The 21,606-nt window shown below is 73.6% G+C and carries 16 protein-coding genes; 10 read left to right on the forward strand and 6 right to left on the reverse strand.

The annotated features are described in order from the left end of the window. Positions 1-39: 39 nt before the first annotated feature. The gene (gene malQ, locus AB0389_RS07260) at positions 40-2,130 is read right to left on the reverse strand and encodes a 4-alpha-glucanotransferase (RefSeq protein ID WP_366394333.1); all 2,091 of its coding nucleotides are present in this window, start codon (positions 2,128-2,130) and stop codon (positions 40-42) included. A gap of 93 nt (positions 2,131-2,223) precedes the next feature. After that, positions 2,224-2,472, reverse strand: coding sequence for a hypothetical protein (locus AB0389_RS07265; RefSeq protein ID WP_366394334.1), 249 nt, complete (start codon positions 2,470-2,472; stop codon positions 2,224-2,226). Positions 2,473-2,754: 282 nt separating this feature from the next. Between AB0389_RS07265 and AB0389_RS07270 the strand changes: the two genes are divergently transcribed. Beyond that, positions 2,755-5,853, forward strand: a complete 3,099-nt coding sequence (locus tag AB0389_RS07270) for a beta-N-acetylglucosaminidase domain-containing protein (protein ID WP_366394335.1) — start codon at positions 2,755-2,757, stop codon at positions 5,851-5,853. Positions 5,854-5,935: 82 nt separating this feature from the next. Here AB0389_RS07270 and AB0389_RS07275 read toward each other — a convergent pair whose 3' ends face one another. Beyond that, positions 5,936-6,472: an HNH endonuclease gene (locus AB0389_RS07275; RefSeq protein WP_366394336.1), complete on the reverse strand. Its 537-nt coding sequence runs from the start codon at positions 6,470-6,472 to the stop codon at positions 5,936-5,938. A 294-nt stretch (positions 6,473-6,766) separates the two neighbouring features. On the opposite strand from AB0389_RS07275, the gene AB0389_RS07280 reads away from it, so the two are divergent. The 8 genes from AB0389_RS07280 to AB0389_RS07315 all read left to right on the forward strand — a co-directional run bounded on the left by AB0389_RS07280 (position 6,767) and on the right by AB0389_RS07315 (position 18,776). Further along, a complete protein-coding gene (locus AB0389_RS07280) occupies positions 6,767-7,837 on the forward strand; it encodes a mechanosensitive ion channel family protein (protein ID WP_366394337.1) in 1,071 nt (356 codons plus the stop codon). 461 nt (positions 7,838-8,298) lie between these two features. Beyond that, on the forward strand, positions 8,299-9,573 hold the full coding sequence (locus AB0389_RS07285; RefSeq protein ID WP_366394503.1) for a hypothetical protein: 1,275 nt from the start codon (positions 8,299-8,301) through the stop codon (positions 9,571-9,573). 20 nt (positions 9,574-9,593) lie between these two features. Beyond that, positions 9,594-10,619, forward strand: coding sequence for a glutamate ABC transporter substrate-binding protein (locus AB0389_RS07290; RefSeq protein ID WP_366394338.1), 1,026 nt, complete (start codon positions 9,594-9,596; stop codon positions 10,617-10,619). A 58-nt stretch (positions 10,620-10,677) separates the two neighbouring features. Further along, a complete protein-coding gene (locus tag AB0389_RS07295) occupies positions 10,678-12,003 on the forward strand; it encodes a hypothetical protein (protein ID WP_366394339.1) in 1,326 nt (441 codons plus the stop codon). 49 nt (positions 12,004-12,052) lie between these two features. Beyond that, the gene (locus AB0389_RS07300; RefSeq protein WP_366394340.1) at positions 12,053-14,668 is read left to right on the forward strand and encodes a tetratricopeptide repeat protein; all 2,616 of its coding nucleotides are present in this window, start codon (positions 12,053-12,055) and stop codon (positions 14,666-14,668) included. A gap of 3 nt (positions 14,669-14,671) precedes the next feature. Further along, the gene (locus tag AB0389_RS07305; protein WP_366394341.1) at positions 14,672-16,045 is read left to right on the forward strand and encodes a PP2C family serine/threonine-protein phosphatase; all 1,374 of its coding nucleotides are present in this window, start codon (positions 14,672-14,674) and stop codon (positions 16,043-16,045) included. A gap of 84 nt (positions 16,046-16,129) precedes the next feature. Beyond that, positions 16,130-17,488, forward strand: a complete 1,359-nt coding sequence (locus AB0389_RS07310) for a VWA domain-containing protein (protein ID WP_366394342.1) — start codon at positions 16,130-16,132, stop codon at positions 17,486-17,488. A gap of 88 nt (positions 17,489-17,576) precedes the next feature. Further along, positions 17,577-18,776, forward strand: coding sequence for an FHA domain-containing protein (locus AB0389_RS07315; protein ID WP_366394343.1), 1,200 nt, complete (start codon positions 17,577-17,579; stop codon positions 18,774-18,776). Here the strand turns inward: AB0389_RS07315 and AB0389_RS07320 are convergent. Continuing rightward, complete coding sequence (locus tag AB0389_RS07320; protein WP_366394344.1) at positions 18,757-19,848, reverse strand: methyltransferase domain-containing protein; 1,092 nt, start codon at positions 19,846-19,848, stop codon at positions 18,757-18,759. The two genes, AB0389_RS07315 and AB0389_RS07320, sit on opposite strands and share 20 nt — an antisense overlap. Positions 19,849-19,964: 116 nt before the next feature. Here AB0389_RS07320 and AB0389_RS07325 point away from each other — a divergent pair, with 116 nt between their 5' ends. Further along, positions 19,965-20,369: a globin gene (locus tag AB0389_RS07325; RefSeq protein WP_366394345.1), complete on the forward strand. Its 405-nt coding sequence runs from the start codon at positions 19,965-19,967 to the stop codon at positions 20,367-20,369. 45 nt (positions 20,370-20,414) lie between these two features. Here AB0389_RS07325 and AB0389_RS07330 read toward each other — a convergent pair whose 3' ends face one another. Then, a complete protein-coding gene (locus AB0389_RS07330) occupies positions 20,415-21,131 on the reverse strand; it encodes a hypothetical protein (RefSeq protein WP_366394346.1) in 717 nt (238 codons plus the stop codon). Beyond that, positions 21,128-21,601: a thioesterase family protein gene (locus AB0389_RS07335; RefSeq protein WP_366394347.1), complete on the reverse strand. Its 474-nt coding sequence runs from the start codon at positions 21,599-21,601 to the stop codon at positions 21,128-21,130. The genes AB0389_RS07330 and AB0389_RS07335 overlap by 4 nt, the downstream gene beginning before the upstream one ends. Positions 21,602-21,606 lie beyond the last annotated feature (5 nt).

Here is a 21,606-nt window from a genome sequence, read left to right on the forward strand (position 1 = left end):
GTGTCCATGGACGCGTCCGCGCGGCTATCGGCGCGGGTATCAGCGCGGGTGCAGTACGGACATCAGGCGGTGCAGGCGCGGCGAGGCCGCGAGCCGCTCCAGGGACATCGGGCGGCCGGCGGCGTCGGCGACGGGGAGCCGCCAGTTGGGGTACTGGTCCCAGGTGCCGGGAAGGTTCTGCGGGCGGCGGTCGCCGACCGTGTCGGGCAGCCAGACGCCGACCATCCGCGCCGGGGTGCGCAGCAGGAAGCGGTAGACGGCACGGATGTCCTCCTCCTCGCTGCCGTCGCCCTCGGGGAGCAGCCCCAGCCTGGTGAGCGTGGCGAGCCACTCGGCGACCTCGGTACGGTCCTCCGCCTGCTCCCGCTCCAGCGGCCGGGTGAGCAGGCCCAGTCGGTGGCGCAGCTCCACGTGTTCGCCGGTGAGCCGGGCGGCGGTGGACGGCAGGTCGTGGGTGGTGGCGGTGGCCACGCAGCCGGCGCGCCAGGACTCGGGGGCGAGCGGCTGCCCCGTACCGTCCCAGTCGCGTTCGAACCAGAGCACGGATGTGCCGAGGATCCCGCGCCGTTCCAGCGCCTCGCGTACGCCGGGTTCGACGGTGCCCAGGTCCTCCCCTATGACGACGGCGCCCGCGCGGTGCGCTTCCAGGGCGAGGACGGCGAGCATCGCCTCGGCGTCGTACCGTACGTACGTCCCGCTCGTGGGCCGCTGCCCCTGGGGTACCCACCAGAGCCGGAACAGGCCCATCACATGGTCGATCCTGAGCGCTCCGCCGTGTCGCAGCAGGCCCTGGAGCAGGCCGCGGAACGGGGCGTAGCCGGACGCGGCGAGGGCGTCGGGGCGCCACGGGGGCAGGCCCCAGTCCTGGCCGAGCGCGTTGAAGGCGTCGGGCGGGGCGCCGATCGACATGCCGTGGGCGAAGGCGTCGCGCTGCGCCCAGGCGTCGGCGCCGTCGGGGTGGACGCCGACCGCGAGGTCGTGGACGATCCCGACGGCCATGCCGGCCTCCCTGGCCGCCCGGGAGGCGCCCGCGAGCTGTTCGTCCGTCAGCCAGGCGAGCCGGGAGTGGAAGTCGACACGGTCCCGGAGGCGCCCGCGGGCCTCCGCGGTCTCCTCGGAGCGCGGGTCGCGCAGCCCGGCGGGCCACTCGGACCAGCGCGGGCCGTGCACCTCGGCGAGGGCGTACCAGGTGGCGTGGTCCTCCAGCGCCGTGCCCCGGTCCGCGAGGAAGTCCCAGTAGCCGGCCAGCCGGCCGGGGGCGAGGGGGACGGCGGCGAGGATCTCCAGCGCCGCGCGCTTCAGCTCCCAGACGGCGTCCCGGTCGATCAGCGCGTCCTCTTCGAGGACGGACGCGCGCAGTTCGGCGGCCCGCGCCACGAGCGCGTCGAGCCGCTCCCGGTCGGCGCCGCGCGCGTACGCGTACTCCGGCACGTCCTCGATCCGCAGATGCACCGGGTCGGGGAAGCGGCGGGAGGAGGGGCGGTAAGGGGAGGGGTCGACCGGGGCGCCGGGTACGCCGGCGTGCAGCGGGTTGATCTGGACGAATCCCGCGCCGAGGGTACGGCCGGACCAGGCGGCGAGGTCGGCGAGGTCGGCGAGGTCGCCCATGCCCCAGGAGCGGGCGGAGAGCAGCGAGTAGAGCTGGACGAGGAAGCCGTGCGTACGGGCGGGCGGCGCGGGCACGCGCGCGGGGGCGCGTACGAGCGTGACGTTCTGGGCGCGGCCGTCGGGGGCCTCGGCGGCCAGCCGGTGGACGCCGAGCGGCAGCCGTGCCCAGGCGGCGGGGTCGTCGTGCGCGGTGCGGGGCAGCTCGATCGACTCGCCCTGCTCGGTCTCGATCCGGAGCGTCGTGCCGGGCGCGAGGGCGGTCAGGGCGGGCGGCAGCGGGGGCGGCACCGCTTCCTCCGTACCGGCGGACCACAGGACGAGCGTCGGGGGCAGCAGGCGGCTCGCGGCGGCGGCCTCGGCGCGGCTCAGCGCGTCGCTCACGGCGACGGGGGTGGACGCGTCGACATCCAGGGCGGCGAGCACCCCGACGACCGTGTCGTCGGAGACCGGGACGGTGACGCCCGGGGAGGGTGAGTACGCGGTGGCGACACCGTGCAGCTCGGCGAGCCTGGCCAAGCCCATACGGACTCCTGTTCAGACGGTCAGACGGGTCGAACGGGTCGGGCAGTCGAGCAGTCGAGCAGGTCGAACGGGTCGAGCAGGTCGAACGGTCGGTCAGGCGCCCGGGGACTCGGAGCCGCCCGCCGTGCCGTGCGCGGTCGGTTCGCTGGTCAGCGGCGCGGTGTCGGCGAGCGGGGGCTCGCTGGTCAGCGGGGCCGCGTCGGCGAGCGGGGGCTCGCTGGTGAGGGGCCCCGTCCGCCGGGAGGGAGCGGAGAGCGGAAGCCGTGCGGACGGTGTGGATGCGGACGGTGTGGCTGCGGAAGCGGCGGATGGGGATGCGGATGCGGATGCGGATGCAGCCATGGTGGCGACTCCGGTGGACGGGGAGGGGGGAACAGGTCACCGCAGCCCTACCCAGTGGGCGTGGCCGCAGACGCGTACTGCCGGTAAACGTGCGTCGCGTCCTGTTCTGTTCCCCGGACCGGGGTCGTGCGTCCTACCTATCACAACGGGCAAATCCGACACAACGGCCACGCGCATTGACACCTTCACCGCGGGGGTGGTGGGCTCGTGCCGCTCGGCCGGAACGCCTGGCTCCGACCAGGCAGCGCTGGCTCGACCAAGCAGCAGGAGGGGAGCCAGGCAATGCAGTTCGGGCACAGGAAGCGGACCGCGACCGCCGTCGCGGTCGCGGTGATCGGGGGCCTTCTCGGCGCCGCGCCCGGCGCGCTCGCCGCCCCCCGGGACCCGGGGTCGCCGTCGGCCAGCACGCCCGATACGCCCGACACCCCCGACCGCGCGGGGCAGTCGGACCTGCCCTCCGTCTGGCCCCGGCCGCAGACCATCAAGGCGGCGGGGCGGACCGTACAGCTCGGCGACGAGGTGACCGTCGTGGCGGGCGCGGGTGCCGACGCGTACGCCGTGGAGGAGCTGGCGGACGTGTTGCGCGCGGCCGGGGTCCGTACGGTCCGTACCGCCGCCACCTCGGCCACTCCGCCCGGCTCGGAGCCGGTCATACTCGCCGGCGGCACCGGCGCGCGCGACGCGTTGCGCGCCCTTCGCGCGCCCGCGCAGAGTGATCTGCCCGCCGGCGGCTACCGGCTCGCCGTGGGCGCCGTGGACGGCCGGAGCACCATCGCCCTGGACGGCATGGGCGACGACGGCCTCTTCCACGCCACCCAGACGCTGCGTCAGCTGATCGTGCGGCAGGGGCAGGACGGAAAGAAGGACGGCGACGGAGAGGGCGACGGAGAGAAGGGCGCCGGCGGATCCGCCAGCGTCCCAGGGGTCGCCGTGCGCGACTGGCCGGGCACGGCCGTACGCGGCACCGCGGAGGGGTTCTACGGGCAGCCCTGGACCCACACACAGCGGCTGGCGCAGCTGGACTTCATGGGGCGTACGAAGCAGAACCGCTTCCTGTACGCGCCCGGCGACGACCCGTACCGGCAGGCGCGCTGGCGCGATCCGTACCCGGCCGCGCAGCGCGCCGAGTTCCGCGAGCTGGCCGAGCGCGCCCGGCGCAATCATGTGACGCTCGCCTGGGCCGTCTCCCCCGCCCAGGCCATGTGCATGACCGCCGAGAGCGATGTCAGGGCGCTGACCCGCAAGATCGACGCGATGTGGGCGCTGGGCGTGCGCTCCTTCCAGCTCCAGTTCGAGGACGTCAGCTATACGGAGTGGCACTGCGCCCAGGACGCGAACACCTACGGCTCGGGGCCGGCCGCCGCCGCCCGCGCGCAGGCCGCGGTGGCGAACGCGGTGGCGGCGCATCTGGAGGCCAGGCACCCGGGCGCGGAGCCGCCGACCGTGATGCCGACCGAGTACTACCAGGACGGTGTGACGGAGTACCGCACGGCGCTCGCCGACGCGCTGGACGCGCCGGTGCGCGTGGCATGGACCGGGATCGGGGTCGTGCCGCGCACGATCACCGGCCAGGAGCTGATGGGGGCGCGCGACGCGTTCAAGCGCCCCCTGGTGACCGTGGACAACTACCCGGTCAACGACTACGACCAGAGCCGGATCTTCCTCGGCCCGTACACCGGCCGGGAGCCGGCCGTCGCCGCCGGTTCGGTCGCGCTGCTCGCCAACGCCATGGAGCAGGCGGTCGTGTCCCGTATCCCGCTGTTCACGGCGGCGGACTACGCCTGGAATCCGCGCGGCTACGAGCCGGAGGAGTCCTGGCGGGCCGCGATCAACGATCTCGCGGGCGGCGACGCCAAGGCGCGCGAGGCGCTGCGCGCGCTCGCCGGAAACGACGCGTCGTCCATCCTCGACACCTCGGAGTCCGCGTATCTGAAGCCGCTGCTGACGGACTTCTGGCGGTCCCGTACGACGACGGACGCGGCGGCGCGCGGCACGGCGGCGAAGCGGCTGCGGGCCGCGTTCACGGTGATGCGCGAGGCGCCGGAGCGGCTCGCCGGGGTGGCCGGCGGGCGGCTGGACGACGAGATCGGGCCGTGGCTCGACCAGCTCGCGCGCTACGGCGAGGCGGGCGAGCTGGCCGTCGACGCGCTGCGCGCGCAGGACGGCGGCGACGGCGCGGTCGCCTGGCGGCACTCGGTGGCGCTGGAGCCGCTGCGCGAGGCCGCGGCGGCGAGCCGGGTCACGGTCGGCAAGGGCGTCCTGGGGCCGTTCCTGGACCGGGCAGTCAAGGAGGCGGCGGGCTGGACGGGCGCGGACCGCGTCAAGGAGCAGAGCGTCACCAGGGACACCACGGAGGCGGGCCGCACCTACACCGTCAGCCTGGGCAGGCCCCGGCCCGTCGAGACCCTGAACACGATGACCGAGCCGGGCACGGGCGCGGGGGCGACCGTCGAGGCGCATGTGCCCGGGCAGGGCTGGCGGCCGGTGGGGAAGCTCTCGGCGAGCGGCTGGACGGAGTCGGACACGAAGGGGCTGCCGGTCGACGCGGTACGGATCGTCTGGGCCGGCGCGGCGGGCTCCGCGGCGGCGGCCGGCGGCGCCGCGGCGAAGGCCCCGTCCCTGCGGCGGGTCGTGCCCTGGTACGCGGACGATCCGGAGGCCAGGATCGATCTGGCGGCGGACGAGACGGTCGCGCAGATCGGCGGGAAGCCGGAGAAGGTCGACGCGCGCCTCGCCTCGCTGCGCTCCAAGGAGGTCAAGGGCGCGTTCACCGCGAAGGCGCCGTCCGGCATCCGGGTGACGGCGCCCAAGGAGGCGACCGTGCCGCGCGGTTCCCGTACGAAGGTTCCCGTCGAGGTCAGCATCCCCGAGGGCACCCCGTCCGGCACGTACGAGGTGCCGCTCGCCTTCGGTGGTGAGGAGCGCACACTGACGGTGCGCGCCATCCCGCTCACCGGCGGCCCGGATCTCGCCCGTACCGCCACGGCCACGTCCTCCGGGGACGAGACCCCGGACTTCCCGGCCTCGGCGGTCGTCGACGGCGACACCGGCACCCGCTGGTCGTCACCGGCCGAGGACGGCGCCTGGGTGCAGCTGGAGCTGGCGGCGCCCGCGCGGGTGGGCCGGCTGGTGCTGCGCTGGCAGGACGCGTACGCGAGCCGCTACCGCGTCCAGGTCTCCGCCGACGGCCGCACCTGGCGTACGGCGGCGACGGTCACGAACGGCAAGGGCGGGCGCGAGGTGATCGGGATGGACGCCAAGGACGCCGGGTTCGTCCGGATCCAGGGCGACGAGCGCGCGACGCGGTTCGGCTACTCGCTGTACTCGGTGGAGGCGTACGCGGTGGCGAAGCAGTCGAAGCGGCAGCCGAAGCAGCCGTGAGACGGCCGGAGGGGCGGCCCCGCGGGACATTTCCGCGGGAACCGCCCCCTCGGGCCGGGAAAGCGCCAAAAAAAGAAGGCCCCTAGGCGGAAATTCCGTCGATCCGGGCCACGGCGTCCTCCGCTCCGTACGGTTGCAGGTATGGCATCCAGCGCGGGTCGCGGTGACCGGTGCCGATGATCCGCCAGGCCAGTCCGGACGGTGGCGCCGGCTGGTGGTTCAGCCGCCAGCCCAGCTCGCGCAGGTGCCGGTCGGCCTTGACGTGGTTGCAGCGGCGGCAGGCGGCCACCACGTTGTCCCACACGTGCTGCCCGCCACGGCTGCGCGGAATGACGTGGTCGACGCTGGTTGCGACGCCACCGCAGTACATGCAGCGCCCGCCGTCGCGGGCGAAGAGCGCGCGGCGGGTGAGGGGAACGGGCCCCCGGTAGGGCACCCGCACGAAACGCTTCAGCCGCACGACGCTGGGCGCGGGGATGACACGGGTCTCGCTGTGCATGAAGGCGCCGGATTCCTCAAGACAGAGGGCCTTGTTCTCCAGAACGAGGACGAGCGCGCGGCGGAGCGGTACGACGCCGAGGGGCTCGTACGACGCGTTGAGGACCAGGACATGCGGCACGGATGCCTCCTTGTACGCCGGCGGCACGTGGCTTCGTGCCGTGACGATCTGCTCCAGTCTCCCCTTATGCGAGGCCGAAACGCCACCACGTCCAGGTAACGGGCTCGGGGTGTTTTCGCCCACACGGCTCCCCCGGAGGGCCGCGGACCGGCCCGCACAAGGCCCGTAGGGCCCTTACGGCTCCGGCGCGAGGAGCACGTGAGGAGTGTCTCTCCGGAGGCTCACGGCGCCGGTGGGCGCGCACTGCCCCGTTAGTGTGGTTGGCCAGCCCGGCGATATCTGGAGGTTTCCGTCGTGTCCTGGTCCGCCCTGCCGAGCGCAGCCGACCCGACCCCGTCGTCCGACCCCGTCACCCTGAACGAGGCGGCCGACCGGGCGAGCGCCGCCGCGAGCTGGGTGGAGGAGAACTGGGCCACCTGGCTGAGCGTCTCGCTGCGCATGGTGCTGATCCTGGTGATCGCGCTGGTGCTGCGCCGGGTGATCCGGCGCGCGCTGACCAAGCTCATAGACCGGATGAACCGCGGCGCGCAGACGGTCGAGGGCTCCGCGCTGGGCGGTCTGCTGGTCAACGCCGAACGGCGGCGGCAGCGCTCCGAGGCGATCGGCTCCGTGCTCCGTTCGGTGACGTCGTTCCTGATCCTGGGCACGGCGGCGCTGATGATGCTCGGCGCGCTCAACATCAATCTGGCCCCGCTGCTGGCCTCGGCCGGGGTCGCGGGCGTGGCTCTGGGCTTCGGCGCGCGCAATCTCGTCACCGACTTCCTCTCCGGCGTGTTCATGATCATCGAGGACCAGTACGGCGTCGGGGACACCATCGACGCGGGCGTGGCCTCCGGCGAGGTGATCGAGGTCGGGCTGCGGGTCACGAAGCTGCGCGGCGACCACGGCGAGATCTGGTACGTGCGCAACGGCGAGGTCAAGCGGATCGGCAACCTCAGCCAGGGCTGGGCCACGGCCGACGTCGATGTGGTGGTCAGGCCGACGGAGGACCTGGAGCGGGTCCGCACGGTCATCACGGAGGTCGCCGAGAACCTCGCCAAGGACGACCCGTGGAACGAGCGGCTGTGGGGTCCTGTCCAGGTACTCGGCCTCGACTCCGTGACGCTGGAAGCGGCGACGGTACGGGTCTCGGCGAAGACGATGCCGGGCCAGGCGAAGGGCATCGAGCGGGAGCTGCGCTGGCGCGTCAAGCGCGCCCTCGACGAGGCGGGCATCCAGCTGGTCGGGGCCGGCCCCGCGGTGGCGCCCGCGGTGGAGACCGACTCGTCGGCGGGCGTCTCGGCGCCCTCGGCGCTGGCCAGCCCCACCTCGCCGCAGTCGCTTGCGACGGCGCCGATCCCACCGGGTCCGACGCTCGCGAAGTAGCGGGTTCGCCCGGAGCAGGGGCGGCGGGGGCGGACGTGCGCGCCACTACCCGGCCGGCGGGGTATTACGCGGAAATCAGGGGGTAATCCGGGCTGCCCGCGGGGAGGTTCATCCGTACGCGTAAGAACGGCCTGCCGGGGAACCGATCATGAGGGCCGGGGCGTATTCATGGTGGGGAGAACAGGAGCCGTGCCCGTGTGATACGTACAAGATCCAGTCAAGCCTGATGTGGTTGACGGTCGTTGCGGTCATACTGCTGGCCGGGAGTTCTCCCCAGACCCGCGGGAGGCGGGCCGTCGTCGAACGACCGAGGGGGAGGCCACGTGACATACCCGCCGAATGTGCGCACCGCGCCACCGCCGGCTCCGACGCACGCGCCCGCCCCGGCCGTCCCCCCGCCCGGCGCCCCGCCGACGGAACCGCCCGCGCGGGCCGCCGCGTGGACGGAGACCAGGGACCGGCTGCGCGCTGCGGCGACGACGGAGCCGGGCCGGCTGAGAATCATCGGCGCGGCCCTGGCCCTGCTGGTCGTGGCGTTCGGCGCGGTCACGGCGTGGGAGGTCTCCGACCGTTTCTCCGCCGCGGACAACGTGGTGAACCGCAGTCAGACGCTGAGCGTGGACGCGGCGCACATCTACAGCTCGCTGGCCGACGCCGACACGTCCGCGGCGAGCGCCTTCCTGTCCGGCGCGCCGGAGCCCGCCGAGTTCCGCGACCGGTACAAGGAAGACATCGAGCGGGCGTCCAAGCTGCTGATCGAGGCGGCCACCCACACGGACAGCGCCAGCACGTCGGGCCGTCAGATCACCGAGCTCAACAAGGGACTGCCCGTCTATACGGGTCTGATCGAACAGGCCCGCGCCTACAACCGGCAGGGCCTGCCGCTGGGTGGCGGCTATCTGCGGTACGCGAACGAGCGCATGACCAATGATCTACTGCCCGCGGCCGAGAAGCTGTACGCGGCGGAGACGGACCGGCTCGCGGCGGACAGCGACGACGCGCGGCGGTGGCCGTTCGTCTCGCTGGCGCTGGGGATGCTGGTGCTCACCGCGCTCCTCTGGACGCAGCGGCGCAACTTCCGCCGGACGAACCGGGTGTTCAACCAGGGGCTGGTCGCGGCGACCACCGCCTCCGTGGTCCTGCTGGTGTGGCTGGCGGCCGGGCAGACCTTCGCGCGGATGGACCTGAAGAGCGCGCAGACACACGGTCAGGCGTCCCTGAAGGTCCTCAACGACGCGCGGATCGAGTCGCTCAAGGCGCGCGCCAATGAGAACCTCACCATGGTCGCACTGGGTTCGGTCCTCACCCCGGACCGCAAGCACGACAAGTACGAGATGGATTACCAAACGGCGATGGCACGACTCAGCACCGCGCTCGACAGCGCACGGCGGCTCGCCGACAACGGCGCGGAGGGCGAGCGGGTGGACGCGGCGCGCGCCTCGGTCGCGCAGTGGACCGCGCGCCACAAAGAGGCACGTACGGCGGACGCGGCCGGGGAGTACGGAGCGGCGGTGGCGAAGGTCATCGGCGGCGCGGACTCCACGCGCCAGTCCTTCGACGCCGTGGTGAGCGCGCTGGACGTCTCGCTCGGCAAGAAGCAGGCGGAGTTCAGCGCGTTCGCCTCGGACGGCCGGAAGGCGCTGAACGGGCTGGCGATCGGGGCCGGCGCGCTGGCCCTGGCGGCGGCGGCGGGGGCCGTCCTGGGTATCGGCCGCAGGCTTTCGGAATACCGGTGAGAGGGGGAGGGATGACTTCCATGGACAGGCTCCGCCGCATCCGCGGGCTCCGTCCGTCCGGCAGGTTCCGCCCGTCCGGCAGGTTCCGCGGCTGGGGCGGGGTCTCGGCGATGGTGGCCGCCTGCGTACTGACCGGGACACTGGCGCTGCTGCCGCTGTCCTCCGTCGCGGACGGGGAGGACTATGCCCCGGAGCGGATCTCCACGGCGGTGCCGGCCGCGGCGGACGACTGCGAGCCGCAGCGCAGCAGGGTCGAGCCCTCGTCCGAAGACGGCGACGCCATAAAGGCGATCAAGGCCCGCAAGGTCCCGAGGCTGATCGTCGGCATCGACCAGAGCAGCTACCGCTGGGGCTACCGCAATCCGCTCAGCAAAGAGCTGGAGGGCTTCGACATCGATCTCGCCCACGCGGTCGCCGAGGAGATACTCGGCGACCGGAACGCCATCACGTTCCGGGCGATCACCACGGGCGAGCGGGTCGCCGCGCTGGAGGACGGCACCGTCGACCTGGTCGTCAGGACGATGTCGATCAACTGCGAGCGCATGAAGGAAGTCGCCTTCTCGACGGCCTACTTCGCGACGGGGCTGCAGCTGCTCGCCCCGATCGGCTCGGACATCACGGGGTACGACGACTCGCTGAAGAAGAAGCGCGTCTGCTCCGCGCAGGGTTCGACGGCGTACAACAAGCTCCAGGCCGATCCGCAGGGCACGGCGTCCGACAATCTGACGGTGCCCAATCAGCTGGACTGCCTGGTGCGGCTCCAGTTGGGCGACGCCGACGCCATACTGACGGACAACTCGCTGGCCGCCGGGCTGATGGCGCAGGACCCGGCGATCGAGCGGGTGGGCGAGCAGTTCCAGATGGAGTACTACGGAGTCGCCGCCAAGCTCACCAACACGGACTTGACGGCCCGGGTGAACCAGGCGCTGGAGAAGTACCGGGAGGGCGGGGCCAACAGCCCCTGGATGGTGTCGTACCGGAAGTGGCTGGCGGAGGGGCTGCCGGGGCTCACCGGACCGCCGAAGGCGTACTACAAGGCCGGCTGACCGGGGAGGGCGCCGGCGGCTCGCGGGATCGGTGGACAGCAGAGCGGAGAGGTGATCGATGGGCGGCACGGGCTCCTTCCCCGACGCGACGGCGAGACCGCCGGTACCGGTGATGGACCGGGACGAGGCGGACCGGGCTCTGGCGCGCCTGGAAGCGGAGCACGAGGCCATCGAGACCTCGCTGCTCGCCCTGCAGGACCACGCGGGCCGCAGGCTCCTCGAAGGCGCCGAGCTGACCGGCACCACCAGGGACCGCTGGGCGGTGGCCGAGCGGTCGATCGCCCGGCTGTGGACGTACTTCGACAGCTATACGGCCGCGCTGCACGGCGCCAGGGAGACCCGGGCCCGGCGGCGCTGGCCCAGCCGGGACGATCTCGTGGAGCTGACCGAGACGCTGCGCGGGCGCGGGGTCACGGTGGCGGGCGCGGCGGGGCCCGCGTCGCCGGGGAGCCCGGCCCTGCTCTCCGAGCACTTCACGCTCGCGGAGCTGGTCGCCCGGATGAACGAGCTGTACGCGTCCTCGCTGGACATGGTCGTGACGGCGGACGCGGTGTGGTCGGCGCTGCCCGCGCGGATCGATCTGCTCGCGGCCGAGCTGCGGCGGACCCTGTCGCTGGCGCACTCCGTGGGCGTACGGCCCGGGGAGCATCCGGCGGGCGACGATCTGGAGGCGATCACGCACGAGCTGGCCACGCTGCGCGCGCAGGTGGTCTCCGATCCACTGGCGTTCTGGCGCCCCGCGGCGGGGAGTTCGGCCCCGGGCGGCGGCCGGCCCGACACCGAGCGCTACGACCGCGCGGCGCTCGCCCTGGAGGAGGTGCGGCGCGAGATCGAGGCGGTGCTGTACGTGCGCCAGGACTCGGAGCAGCGGCTGCTGCGCCTGCGCGACGTGCTGTCGCGCGCGGACCGCACGCTGACCGAGGCCAGGTCGGCGCGCGGCGAGGTGCTGGCGAAGATCGCGGCGTCCGAGGTGCCCGCCGTCAGCGGTCCGCTGACGTCCCTCCAGGAGCGGCTGTCGACCGCCGCGGAGTACCGCAGGCACGCCCAGTGGCACCGTCTGTCGCCGCTGCTCGAGTCGCTGGAGCGCGACGCTGAGGACGAGCTGCTGCGGGCCCGCGAGTCCCTGACCGCGGTCACGGCGCCGCTCGCGGTCCGCGCGGAGCTGCGCGGCCGGCTGGACGCGTACAAGGCGAAGGTGGCGCGGCACGGCATGGCCGAGGATCCGGTGCTGATCGAGCGGTACGACGCGGCGCGCCGGATGCTGTGGAGCGCGCCGTGCGATCTGCGCGTCGCGGAGGAGGCGGTGCTGCGCTACCAGCGCGCGGCGGCGGAGATCCTGGTCCCGCGCGGGCCGGGTCCGGGCGGCAGGGGGGCCGGCGCGTGAACGCGGCCCGGAGAACGGCCCGGAGAACAGAGAGTGAGCGGGGGGACGGATGAGCGGGACGAACACATGTCAGCGCCCCGGCTGCGAGGGCTCGTACGAGGACATGGGCGGCGGTGAGCTGTACTGCGACACCTGCGGTCTCGCTCCCGTGGTCGCGCCCGACGGGAGGCTGTCCTCGCCGCCCACCGGCCTGACGAGCGGCGGCAACAGCGGCGGTTCCGGCCGGGCGAGCGCCCGGGGTTCGGGGAGCGGGGACTCGTCGCGGTCCTCGTCGCGCGCCTCCTCCCGGGCGTCCTCGCGCTCGTCCACGTCCCGGCGTTCGGTCTCGGGGCGGCTGTCGCGCGCGCTGTCCGGGGAGGTGTCGACGCGGTCGGTGTCGGTCCGCAGCTCCGGTTCGTCGACCGGTTCCTCGGGGCGCAACCGGCTGGGCGCCGGCCTGGTCGCCGTACCGGACGTGCCGCGTCCCGATCCGCGCGGCGCCGTCATGACGAACCCGGAGGTGCCGGAGCGCAAGCGGTACTGCTCGCGCTCGGACTGCGGGGCGCCGGTGGGCCGGGCGCGCGGGGACCGTCCCGGCCGTACGGAAGGGTTCTGCACCAAGTGCGGGCACCCGTACTCGTTCGTGCCGAAGCTGTACGAGGGCGATGTCGTGCACGGGCAGTACGAGGTGCTGGGGTGTCTGGCCCACGGCGGTCTCGGCTGGGTGTATCTGGCGATGGACCGGGCCGTCTCGGACCGCTGGGTGGTCCTCAAGGGCCTGCTCGACACGGGTGACCAGGACGCCATGGAGGCGGCCATCTCCGAGCGGCGCTTCCTCGCGGAGATCGAGCACTCCAACATCGTCCGCATCTACAACTTCGTGGAACACCTCGACCAGCGGACCGGCTCGCTGGACGGCTACATCGTCATGGAGTACGTCGGCGGCAAGTCGCTCAAGGAGATCGCCAACGAGCGGCGCACCCCGTCCGGGCGGCGCGATCCGCTGCCGGTCGAGCAGGCGTGCGCGTACGGCATCGAGGCGCTGGAGGCGCTCGGCCATCTGCACAGCAGGAACCTGCTGTACTGCGACTTCAAGGTCGACAACGCGATCCAGACCGAGGGCCAGCTCAAGCTGATCGACATGGGCGCGGTCTGCCGGATGGGCGACGACGAGGCGGCGATATACGGCACGGTCGGCTATCAGGCGCCGGAGGTCGCCGAGGTCGGCCCCTCGGTCGCCTCGGACCTGTACACGGTCGCGCGCACCCTCGCGGTCCTGACGTTCGACTTCCAGGGCTATACGAACGTGTACGTGGACTCGCTGCCCGACCCGGCCAATATCGAGGTCTTCCACCGGTACGAGTCGTTCTACCGGCTGCTGGTACGGGCGACGGACCCCGATCCGGCCCGGCGGTTCTCCTCGGCGCCGGAGATGGCCGAGCAGCTGACGGGGGTGCTGCGGGAGGTCGTGGCGCTCCAGACGGGCCGGCCGCGGCCCGCGCTGTCGACACTGTTCGGTCCTGAACTGCGGGTGACGGACAGCGAGCTGTTCGCGGAGCTGACGGAGGATGTCTCGCGGCTGGGCGGGCGGGTGACGGCCCCGGCCGGCCGGCTCGGCGGCGGCGGCCGGCCGAAGGCCCTCACCACGGGCGGCGACGGCGAGGGTACGGATACGGGTCCGGCGGCGACGACGGCGGCGCCCGACGCGGGCGGGCCCCGGCTCGCGGCGCTCGACGCGCGGGCGACCTCGCTGGCCCTGCCCGTACCGCTGGTCGATCCGACCGATCCCAACGCCGGTTTCCTGGCCGGGCTGATGGCCTCCGCGCCCGCCGACCTGCTCGCCGCGCTGGCCTCGGCGCCCGCCGAGTCGGTGGAGCGCGGGCTGCGCGAGCTGCGCGCCCGGCTGGAGATGGCCGACCCCGCCTCCGCCACCGGGGTGCTGGACGCGCTGGAGGAGGAGCACTCCGACGACTGGCGGATCGTCTGGTACCGGGCCGTGCTCTCGCTGGCGACGGGCGACCACGAGACGGCGGCGCTCTCCTTCGACGCGGTCTACGACGCGTTCCCCGGCGAGCCCGCCCCGAAGCTGGCGCTGGGGGTGTGCGCCGAGGTGCTCGGGCAGCTCGACAACGCGGCGGAGTACTACCGTCTCGTCTGGACGACGGATCCGAGCTATGTCAGCGCCGCGTTCGGGCTCGCCCGGGTGCAGCTGGCCGCCGGTGACCGGGTCGGCGCCGTACGGTCCCTGGAGTCCGTGCCCGAGTCGTCGATCCACTACACGGCGGCCCGGGTCGCCGCCGTACGGGCGCGGCTGCGGCAGCGCGGCCTCCAGCAGGCCGTGCCCGCGCCGCGCGCTCCCGGGGCCGTCCCCGAGCCCGCCCTGATAGACGATCTGACGGCGGCGGCCCACCAGGTCTCCGCGCTCGGGCAGTTCGGTCTTGACGCGGTGCGGCGCGAGCAGTTGTCGACGGAGGTACTGGGCACGGCTCTGGACTGGGTACTCTCCGGTAGTCCCGGGGTACGGCCCGCGCAGGCGCTGCTGCTCGGCAGTGAACTGGACGAGCGCGGCCTGCGTTTCGGACTGGAACGCTCGTACCGGGTGCTTGCCCGGCTCGCTCAGCGCGGCGAGGAGAGGATCGAACTGGTGGAGCGGGCCAACCGTTTCCGCCCCCGGACGTGGGTGTGATTGATGTCCCAGAAGAACCGGTCGGCCGCGGCGCCGACCTGCCCCGGCTGCACGGAGCCGCTGGAATCCGGCGACCGGTTCTGCGGGGTGTGCGGCTACGACCTGTCGACCGCCGCGCCGCGTCCCGGGGACCAGCCCACCCTGGTCATGACGAGCCCGGAGCCGACGGCGCCCGCCGCCGGGGTGGAGTGGCCGGCGGTCACCGGTGCGGACGGCTCGGGCGCGCCCGTACCCGTCCATCTGCCCGACGAGGTGCCGGGACTGGACTCGGACGGCACCCGGATCCCGTCCCCTTCGGGTGACTTCGAGCTGCCCGCGCCGGCACCCGCACCCGTACCCGCGTCGGCAGCGGCACCAGCGCCGTCACCGGGACCGGCACCGGCACCGGCACCGGCACCGGCCGATCCGCGTACCACCGTCCACGACCCGGCCCCCGCGGCCGGCACCAAGCTCTGTGTCGCCTGCCGCGCCGGCCGGGTCGACACGGACGGCTACTGCGAGAACTGCGGTCACGCGCAGCCCCGCGAGCGCGACCACATCGAGCAGGAGCTCGGCGCGGTGGCCGCGGTCAGCGACCGGGGTCTGCGCCACCACCGCAACGAGGACGCGTTCGCCGTGTCGACCGCCGCGCTGCCGGACGGCTCGCCCGCCGTGGTCGCGGTGGTCTGCGACGGTGTCTCGTCCGCGACCCGCCCGGACGAGGCGTCGGCCGCCGCCGCCGCCGCGGCGAACGAGTGCCTGCTCGCCGCCCTGGAGCACGGTACGCATCCCCAGCAGGCCATGCACGAGGCGATCGTCGCCGCCGCGGAGTCGGTCAACTCCCTGGCCGAGGCGGTCCCCGGCACCCCTGAGCACGATCCGCACCACCACCAGAACGCCCCGGCGTGCACGATCGTCAGCGCGGTCGTGGCGAACGGGCTGCTGGTGATCGGCTGGATCGGCGACAGCCGGGCGTACTGGGTGCCGGACGACCGCGCGTGCCAGTCGGCCCGGCTCACCGAGGACGACTCGTGGGCCGCGCAGATGGTCGCCGCCGGCCTGATGAACGAGGCGGAGGCGTACGCGGACGCGCGCGCCCACGCCATCACGGGCTGGCTCGGCGCGGACGCGTACGAACTGGACCCGCACACCGCGTCGTTCAAGCCGGACCGCCCCGGATGCGTGGTGGTCTGCACGGACGGGCTGTGGAACTACGCGGAGGGGGAGGACGAGATGGCGCGCGCGCTGCCCGCCGACGCCGCGCTCCGGCCGCTGCACGCCGCTCAGGTGCTGGTCGGACACGCCCTCGACGGAGGGGGCCACGACAACGTAACGGTGGCCGTACTCCCGTTCGCGCTGCCGCCGCGAGGGGCAGGATCCGGCTGCGTCACGGTGTGAGCACCGTACGGCCCGCCGATGGCCCGTCCCGCTGATTTTCCGCTACGTTTCTCCGCCGCGCGGAGCGTCAAGGAGCCGATACAGATGGCGAAATTCTCCAAGTCGAGCGTGCCGCGGTTCTCCGTGGACGTGTACCAGAACGCGTATCTGCCCGAGGGCGGACGCGAGGTCAACGCGATCGTCACGGTCACCTCCACCGGTGGCGGCACCACCGGCGGGGTGCCCCTGGCGCCGACCGCCGGCGGACCGTCGGCCGTCCCCGGGCAGCGCGCCGACGCGGCCGTGGTGATCATGGTGGACTGTTCCGGCTCGATGGACTACCCGCCGACGAAGATGCGCAACGCGCGCGACGCCACGGCCGCCGCCGTCGACACCCTGCGCGACGGCGTCTCCTTCGCGATCGTCGACGGTACGCATGTGGCGCGGGAGGTCTACCCGGGCGGTGGCCGGCTGGCGGTCGCCGACGCGCGGACCAGGGAGCAGGCGAAGCAGTCCCTGCGCGCGCTGAGCGCGGGCGGCGGCACGGCGATCGGCACCTGGCTGCGGCTGGCCGACCGGCTGCTGGCCACGGCCGATGTCACCATCCGGCACGGGATCCTGCTCACCGACGGCCGCAACGAGCACGAGTCGGCGGCCGATCTGAAGGCGGCGCTGGACGCCTGCGCGGGCCGGTTCACCTGTGACGCCCGGGGTGTCGGTACGGACTGGGAGGTCAAGGAGGTCACCGGGATCGCCTCCGCGATGCTCGGCACCGCCGACATCGTCGCCGATCCGGCGGGCCTGGCCGAGGACTTCACCCGCATGATGGCGAACGCGATGGGCAAGGAGGTCGCGGATGTGGCGCTGCGGATGTGGACCCCGGTCGGGGTGGAGATCGCCTTCGTCAAGCAGGTCGCGCCCACCGTCGAGGACCTGACGCCCCGGCGTACGGAGGCGGGACCGCGCGCCGGGGACTATCCGACCGGGTCGTGGGGGGACGAGTCCCGCGACTACCACGTCTGCGTACGGGTCCCGGAGGCCGGCATCGGGCAGGAGATGCTCGCCGCGCGGATCTCGCTGATCCTGCCGGCGCCCGGCGGCGGCACGCCGGAGGTGCTGTCCCAGGGACTGGTACGCGCGGTGTGGACGGAGGACCTGTCGGCGTCCACCTCCATCAACCCCCAGGTCGCGCACTACACGGGCCAGGCGGAGCTGGCGCTGGTCATCCAAGAGGGCCTGAATGCCCGTAAGTCGGGTGATTTCGACGGCGCGACGGCGAAGCTGGGGCGCGCCGTGCAGCTCGCGGCCTCGTCGGGGAACGCGGATACCGCGAAATTGCTTTCGAAGGTGGTGGACGTGGTCGACGCGGCGACCGGTACTGTGCGACTGAAGGCGAAAGTCGCGGATGCGGACGAGATGACCCTCGAAACGCGTTCCACCAAGACCGTTCGCGTCAAGAAGTAGCCACCGAGAAGTACACCCGACAGCGGCTGTGGCAGCCGCGAGAGAACATCGGCCTGCGGGCCGGACGAGGAGAGGGGGAAGCGCCGACATGCCGACCTGCCCGAACGGACACCAGTCGGGTTCCGAAGACTGGTGCGAGGTCTGCGGCCATCGCATGGCCGGCCAGGGCGCTCCCGCGGGCGCCGTGCCGCCACCGCCTCCCCCGCCGCCCGCGTCCGGTTACGGCTACCCGGCCACGCCCGGGTTCGGACCGGCTCCCGGGGCCGGATCCGGTCCTGGCGCCGGGCCCGGTGGCGGTCCTGGCGCCACCATGCAGGCCCAGCTCTGCCCGCAGTGCCGTACGCCGCGCGAGTCGATGGCGCCGTTCTGCGAGGAGTGCCGCTGGAACTTCCTCACGAACACGGCGACGTCGTACACGCCGCTGGCACCCCAGCACCCGATGCCCGGCGGACCTGGCGGCCCCGGTGGCCCCGGCGCCGGTGGGCCGCCCGCGCCGCCTCCGGGGCTGAATCTGCCGCCCGGGTTCCAGGCGCAGCAGCCGCCCCGGCCGCCGGATCCGTTCGAGTACCAGAGTTCGAGCCCCTCCCGGCTGAACCGGCCCGCCGAGCCGCTGGCGTCCGAGCCGCCCCCGGAGCGGCAGGGCCCGCCGCCGTACCAGCAGCAGAGCGGTCCGCCGCCGCCGTCCTTCCCGCAGCAGTCGGCCGCGCCGCTGGCACCGCCGCGGCGGACGGGCGACGACGACTGGATGCTGCCGCCGCCCGGCCCCGGCCAGGCGCCGCCGCCGTACCAGTCCCAACAGGGCTCGCCGCAGGGTGCGCAGCAGTCCGAGCCGATGCGGCAGTACCAGCCACCGCCGCCGATGCCGTCGGCGCCGTCCGCGCCCGCGACATGGACGGCGGTCATCGGTCCCGACCGCGACTACTTCATGGCGATGATGCAGCGCAGCGGACCGGAGGCCACCGGGCTGAATCTGCCCGCGTACTCGCCCGAGCAGCGCCTCCAGCTCTCCGGGAACCAGGTCGCCATCGGCCGCCGCCGGCACTCCACCGGCGAGTCCCCGGAGATCGACCTCTCCGTGCCGCCGGAGGACCCGGGCGTCTCGCACCAGCACGCGGTGCTGGTGCGCCAGCCGGACGGCAGCTGGTCCGTCGTCGACCAGAACTCCACCAACGGCACCACGCTCAACGGCGCCGAGGACCCGATACAGCCCTACGTCCCCATCCCGCTCAAGGACGGCGACCGGGTGCATGTCGGCGCCTGGACGACAATCACCATCCGCCGGGACTGAGCGGCCAGGTGTACGGTCCCGCCGGGTCGTCCAGCCATGCCCACTGCCGGTCCCCGGCGACCGTGACGCCGAACCGCTCGCGCTCCGGGTGGCGTTCGCGCTCCCAGAGGGCGAGGGCCTCGCGCGGTTCCAGGCTGCCCGCGGTCAGCGTCAGCAGGAAGCGGAAGAGTTCGTTCCCGCTCGCGCCCCTGGGCATCCGGCCGAGGGGCGGCCGGGCGCCGAAGCCGCTCTCGGGCCCACCCCGCAGCGGTACGAAGTAGGCGGCGGTGTGCAGGAAGCGCCCTTCCGCGTACGGCACGAGCCCCTCCCCCGTTCCGTCGCCGCCTCCCCCCTCCCCCTGATCGTCGCCGCCGACGCGCAGCGCGATCAGCCCGGTGGCGAGCGGCGCGAGGATCCTGGCGCCCGGTCGGCACTGCGCCGGCCATCCCGCCGGCACCGACGGCAGGGTGCAGGTCGCGATGATCCGGTCGAAGGGGGCGCGCTCGGGGCAGCCGCGCGCGCCGTCACCGGCGACGACGGCGGGCCGGTAGCCGGCCGTGGCCAGATGGGTACGGGCGGACTCCGCGATCTCCGGGTCAAGCTCGACGGTGGTGACCAGGTCGTCGCCGAGCCGGTGGGCGAGCAGCGCCGCGTTGTAGCCGCTGCCGGCACCGATCTCCAGGACGCGGTCCCCGTCCCGTACGTCCAGCGCCGCCAGCATGCCGGCCATCAGCGAGGGCTGGCTGCTGGACGAGATCAGCTCGCCGTCGCGCACCCTGATCGCGAGCGGGCCGTCCGTGTACGCCCCGCGCAGCCAGCGCGCCCGCCGCGCGGGGTCCGGGTCGCCGCTCCAGAGCCGCTCCCAGCCGCCGGGGCGGCTGACGAAGTAGTACGGCACGAACACATGGCGCGGCACCTCCTCGAACGCCGCCCGCCAGGCCGGATCGTCGAGGGCGCCGGTCGCCGCGATCTCCGCGACCAGCGCGGCGCGCTCCTCGACGGCGACGGAGCCGTCCGGACCGTCCGGGCCGTCCGAGCCGTCGGATCCTGTGAAGCCTGTGGAGCCGTATGGATCATTCCGGTGTGCGCCCATATGTCCACTGTCCCGGGTAGCGGCCCCGGAGGCGAGCTCTCGGGCCGCTGCCCGGGACACCCGGGAGAGGTCCTAGGACCGGAGACCTCCGCCGGTCCGTCTGAGAGCATGGACGGGTGAACGAGATTCCGCGCGGCACGCTTCAGGAGCAGACCTTCTACGAGCAGGTCGGCGGCGAGGAGACCTTCCGGCGCCTGGTCCACCGCTTCTACCAGGGGGTGGCGCAGGACCCGCTGCTGCGGCCGATGTACCCCGAGGACGACCTGGGCCCGGCCGAGGAGCGCTTCGCGCTCTTCCTGATGCAGTACTGGGGCGGCCCGCGCACCTACAGCGAGAACCGCGGTCACCCCCGGCTGCGGATGCGGCACGCTCCGTTCGCGGTGGACGGGGCGGCGCACGACGCGTGGCTCGGGCACATGCGGGTGGCGGTGGACGAGCTCGGGCTGTCCGAGGAGCACCGGACCCAGCTGTGGGACTACCTGACGTACGCCGCGGCCTCCATGGTCAACACGGCGGGCTGACGACAGCCCGGGGCGCTTCGCGCGCTCAGCTCCCGGGCCCGGCGCTCAGGCCGGGGTGACGGTGAGCGCGCCGAGCCCCGCGCGCCGTACCGCGATCGAGCCGTACGGTGTGCGCAGCCGCAGCCAGCCGCCGGACGCGAAGAGCGCCCACGGCTGCTCGGGCGGGCCGGCGGGGGCCGCCACCGTGGCCCGTACCGGCCGCAGGAAGCCCAGTGACTGGGCCGCGTGCACGGCGCGCAGCGGGAGTCCGGTGTCGCCGAGGGTCCGCGACCAGATCTCCCGGCCGATGCGGTCCCGTTCCGCGCGGGTTCTGGTGTCGGGCGTCAACCGCTCGTCGCGGGCCCGGAATTCGGCGACGGACAGAGCCAGCGCGCGCCGGATCTCCGTCTCGCCGGGCAGCCCCGGCACCTGGCGCCAGCCGCCGCGCGGTGGCAGCACCCCGGCCCAGGGCGGCCCGGTGACGGCCCCGGGGACGGTCGCGGCGCCCGCGGTCTCGTCGAGGGATTCGAGGAGTTCCCCGGCGGAGACGGTGACGTCGAGGACCCCGGGCGCGTACGGCGCGGCGAGCCGGGCCGTACGGATGGCGAGCACCTCGAAGGACGCGGGCCGCCCGAACACGGCGACCGCGCCGCCACCGCCGCCACCGGCCTGGAGGCGGACGGCGGCGGCACGGTCGTAGTGGATCAGCCGGGCGAGGAAGGCGCCGAGGTCAGCGGCCTCCCTCGCGTCGGCGAACTCCAGTCTTCGCACAGGCACCGTCATGCCGCGAGAGCACCCTTTTCACCGGCGGCGGCGCCGTCGCCGTTGCCGTCGTCCAGGAACTGCTGGAGGTGCGCCTTCTCGTACGCGGTGATCCGCCGCGGCCGGCCGGCCGCCAGGTCGTACGGGACGACGACGGTCGAGGCCTTGACGTACACCTGGGCGGCCCGGTCCTCGGTCTCCGGGTCCTTGACCTCGTACGCGATCGTCAGCGACGCGGCGTTGATCTTCGTCACCCAGGACTCGATGGTCACCGGCTCGTGCCGGTGGAGCAGCGGGCGCTTGTAGTCGATCTCGTGCCGGGCGACCACGGAGCCGCCGGCGAAGGACGGCGAGCCGTCGCCCGGCGCCAGCCGGAACATGAAGTCGATCCGGGCCTCCTCCAGGTAGGTGAGGAAGACCACGTTGTTGACATGCCCGAAGGCGTCCATGTCCGACCAGCGCAGGGGGCAGCTGTAGATATGACGGGCCATCTGCT

Origin of the sequence: Streptomyces sp. NPDC093109, from assembly GCF_040701725.1 — a bacterium.
GTDB lineage: Bacteria > Actinomycetota > Actinomycetes > Streptomycetales > Streptomycetaceae > Streptomyces.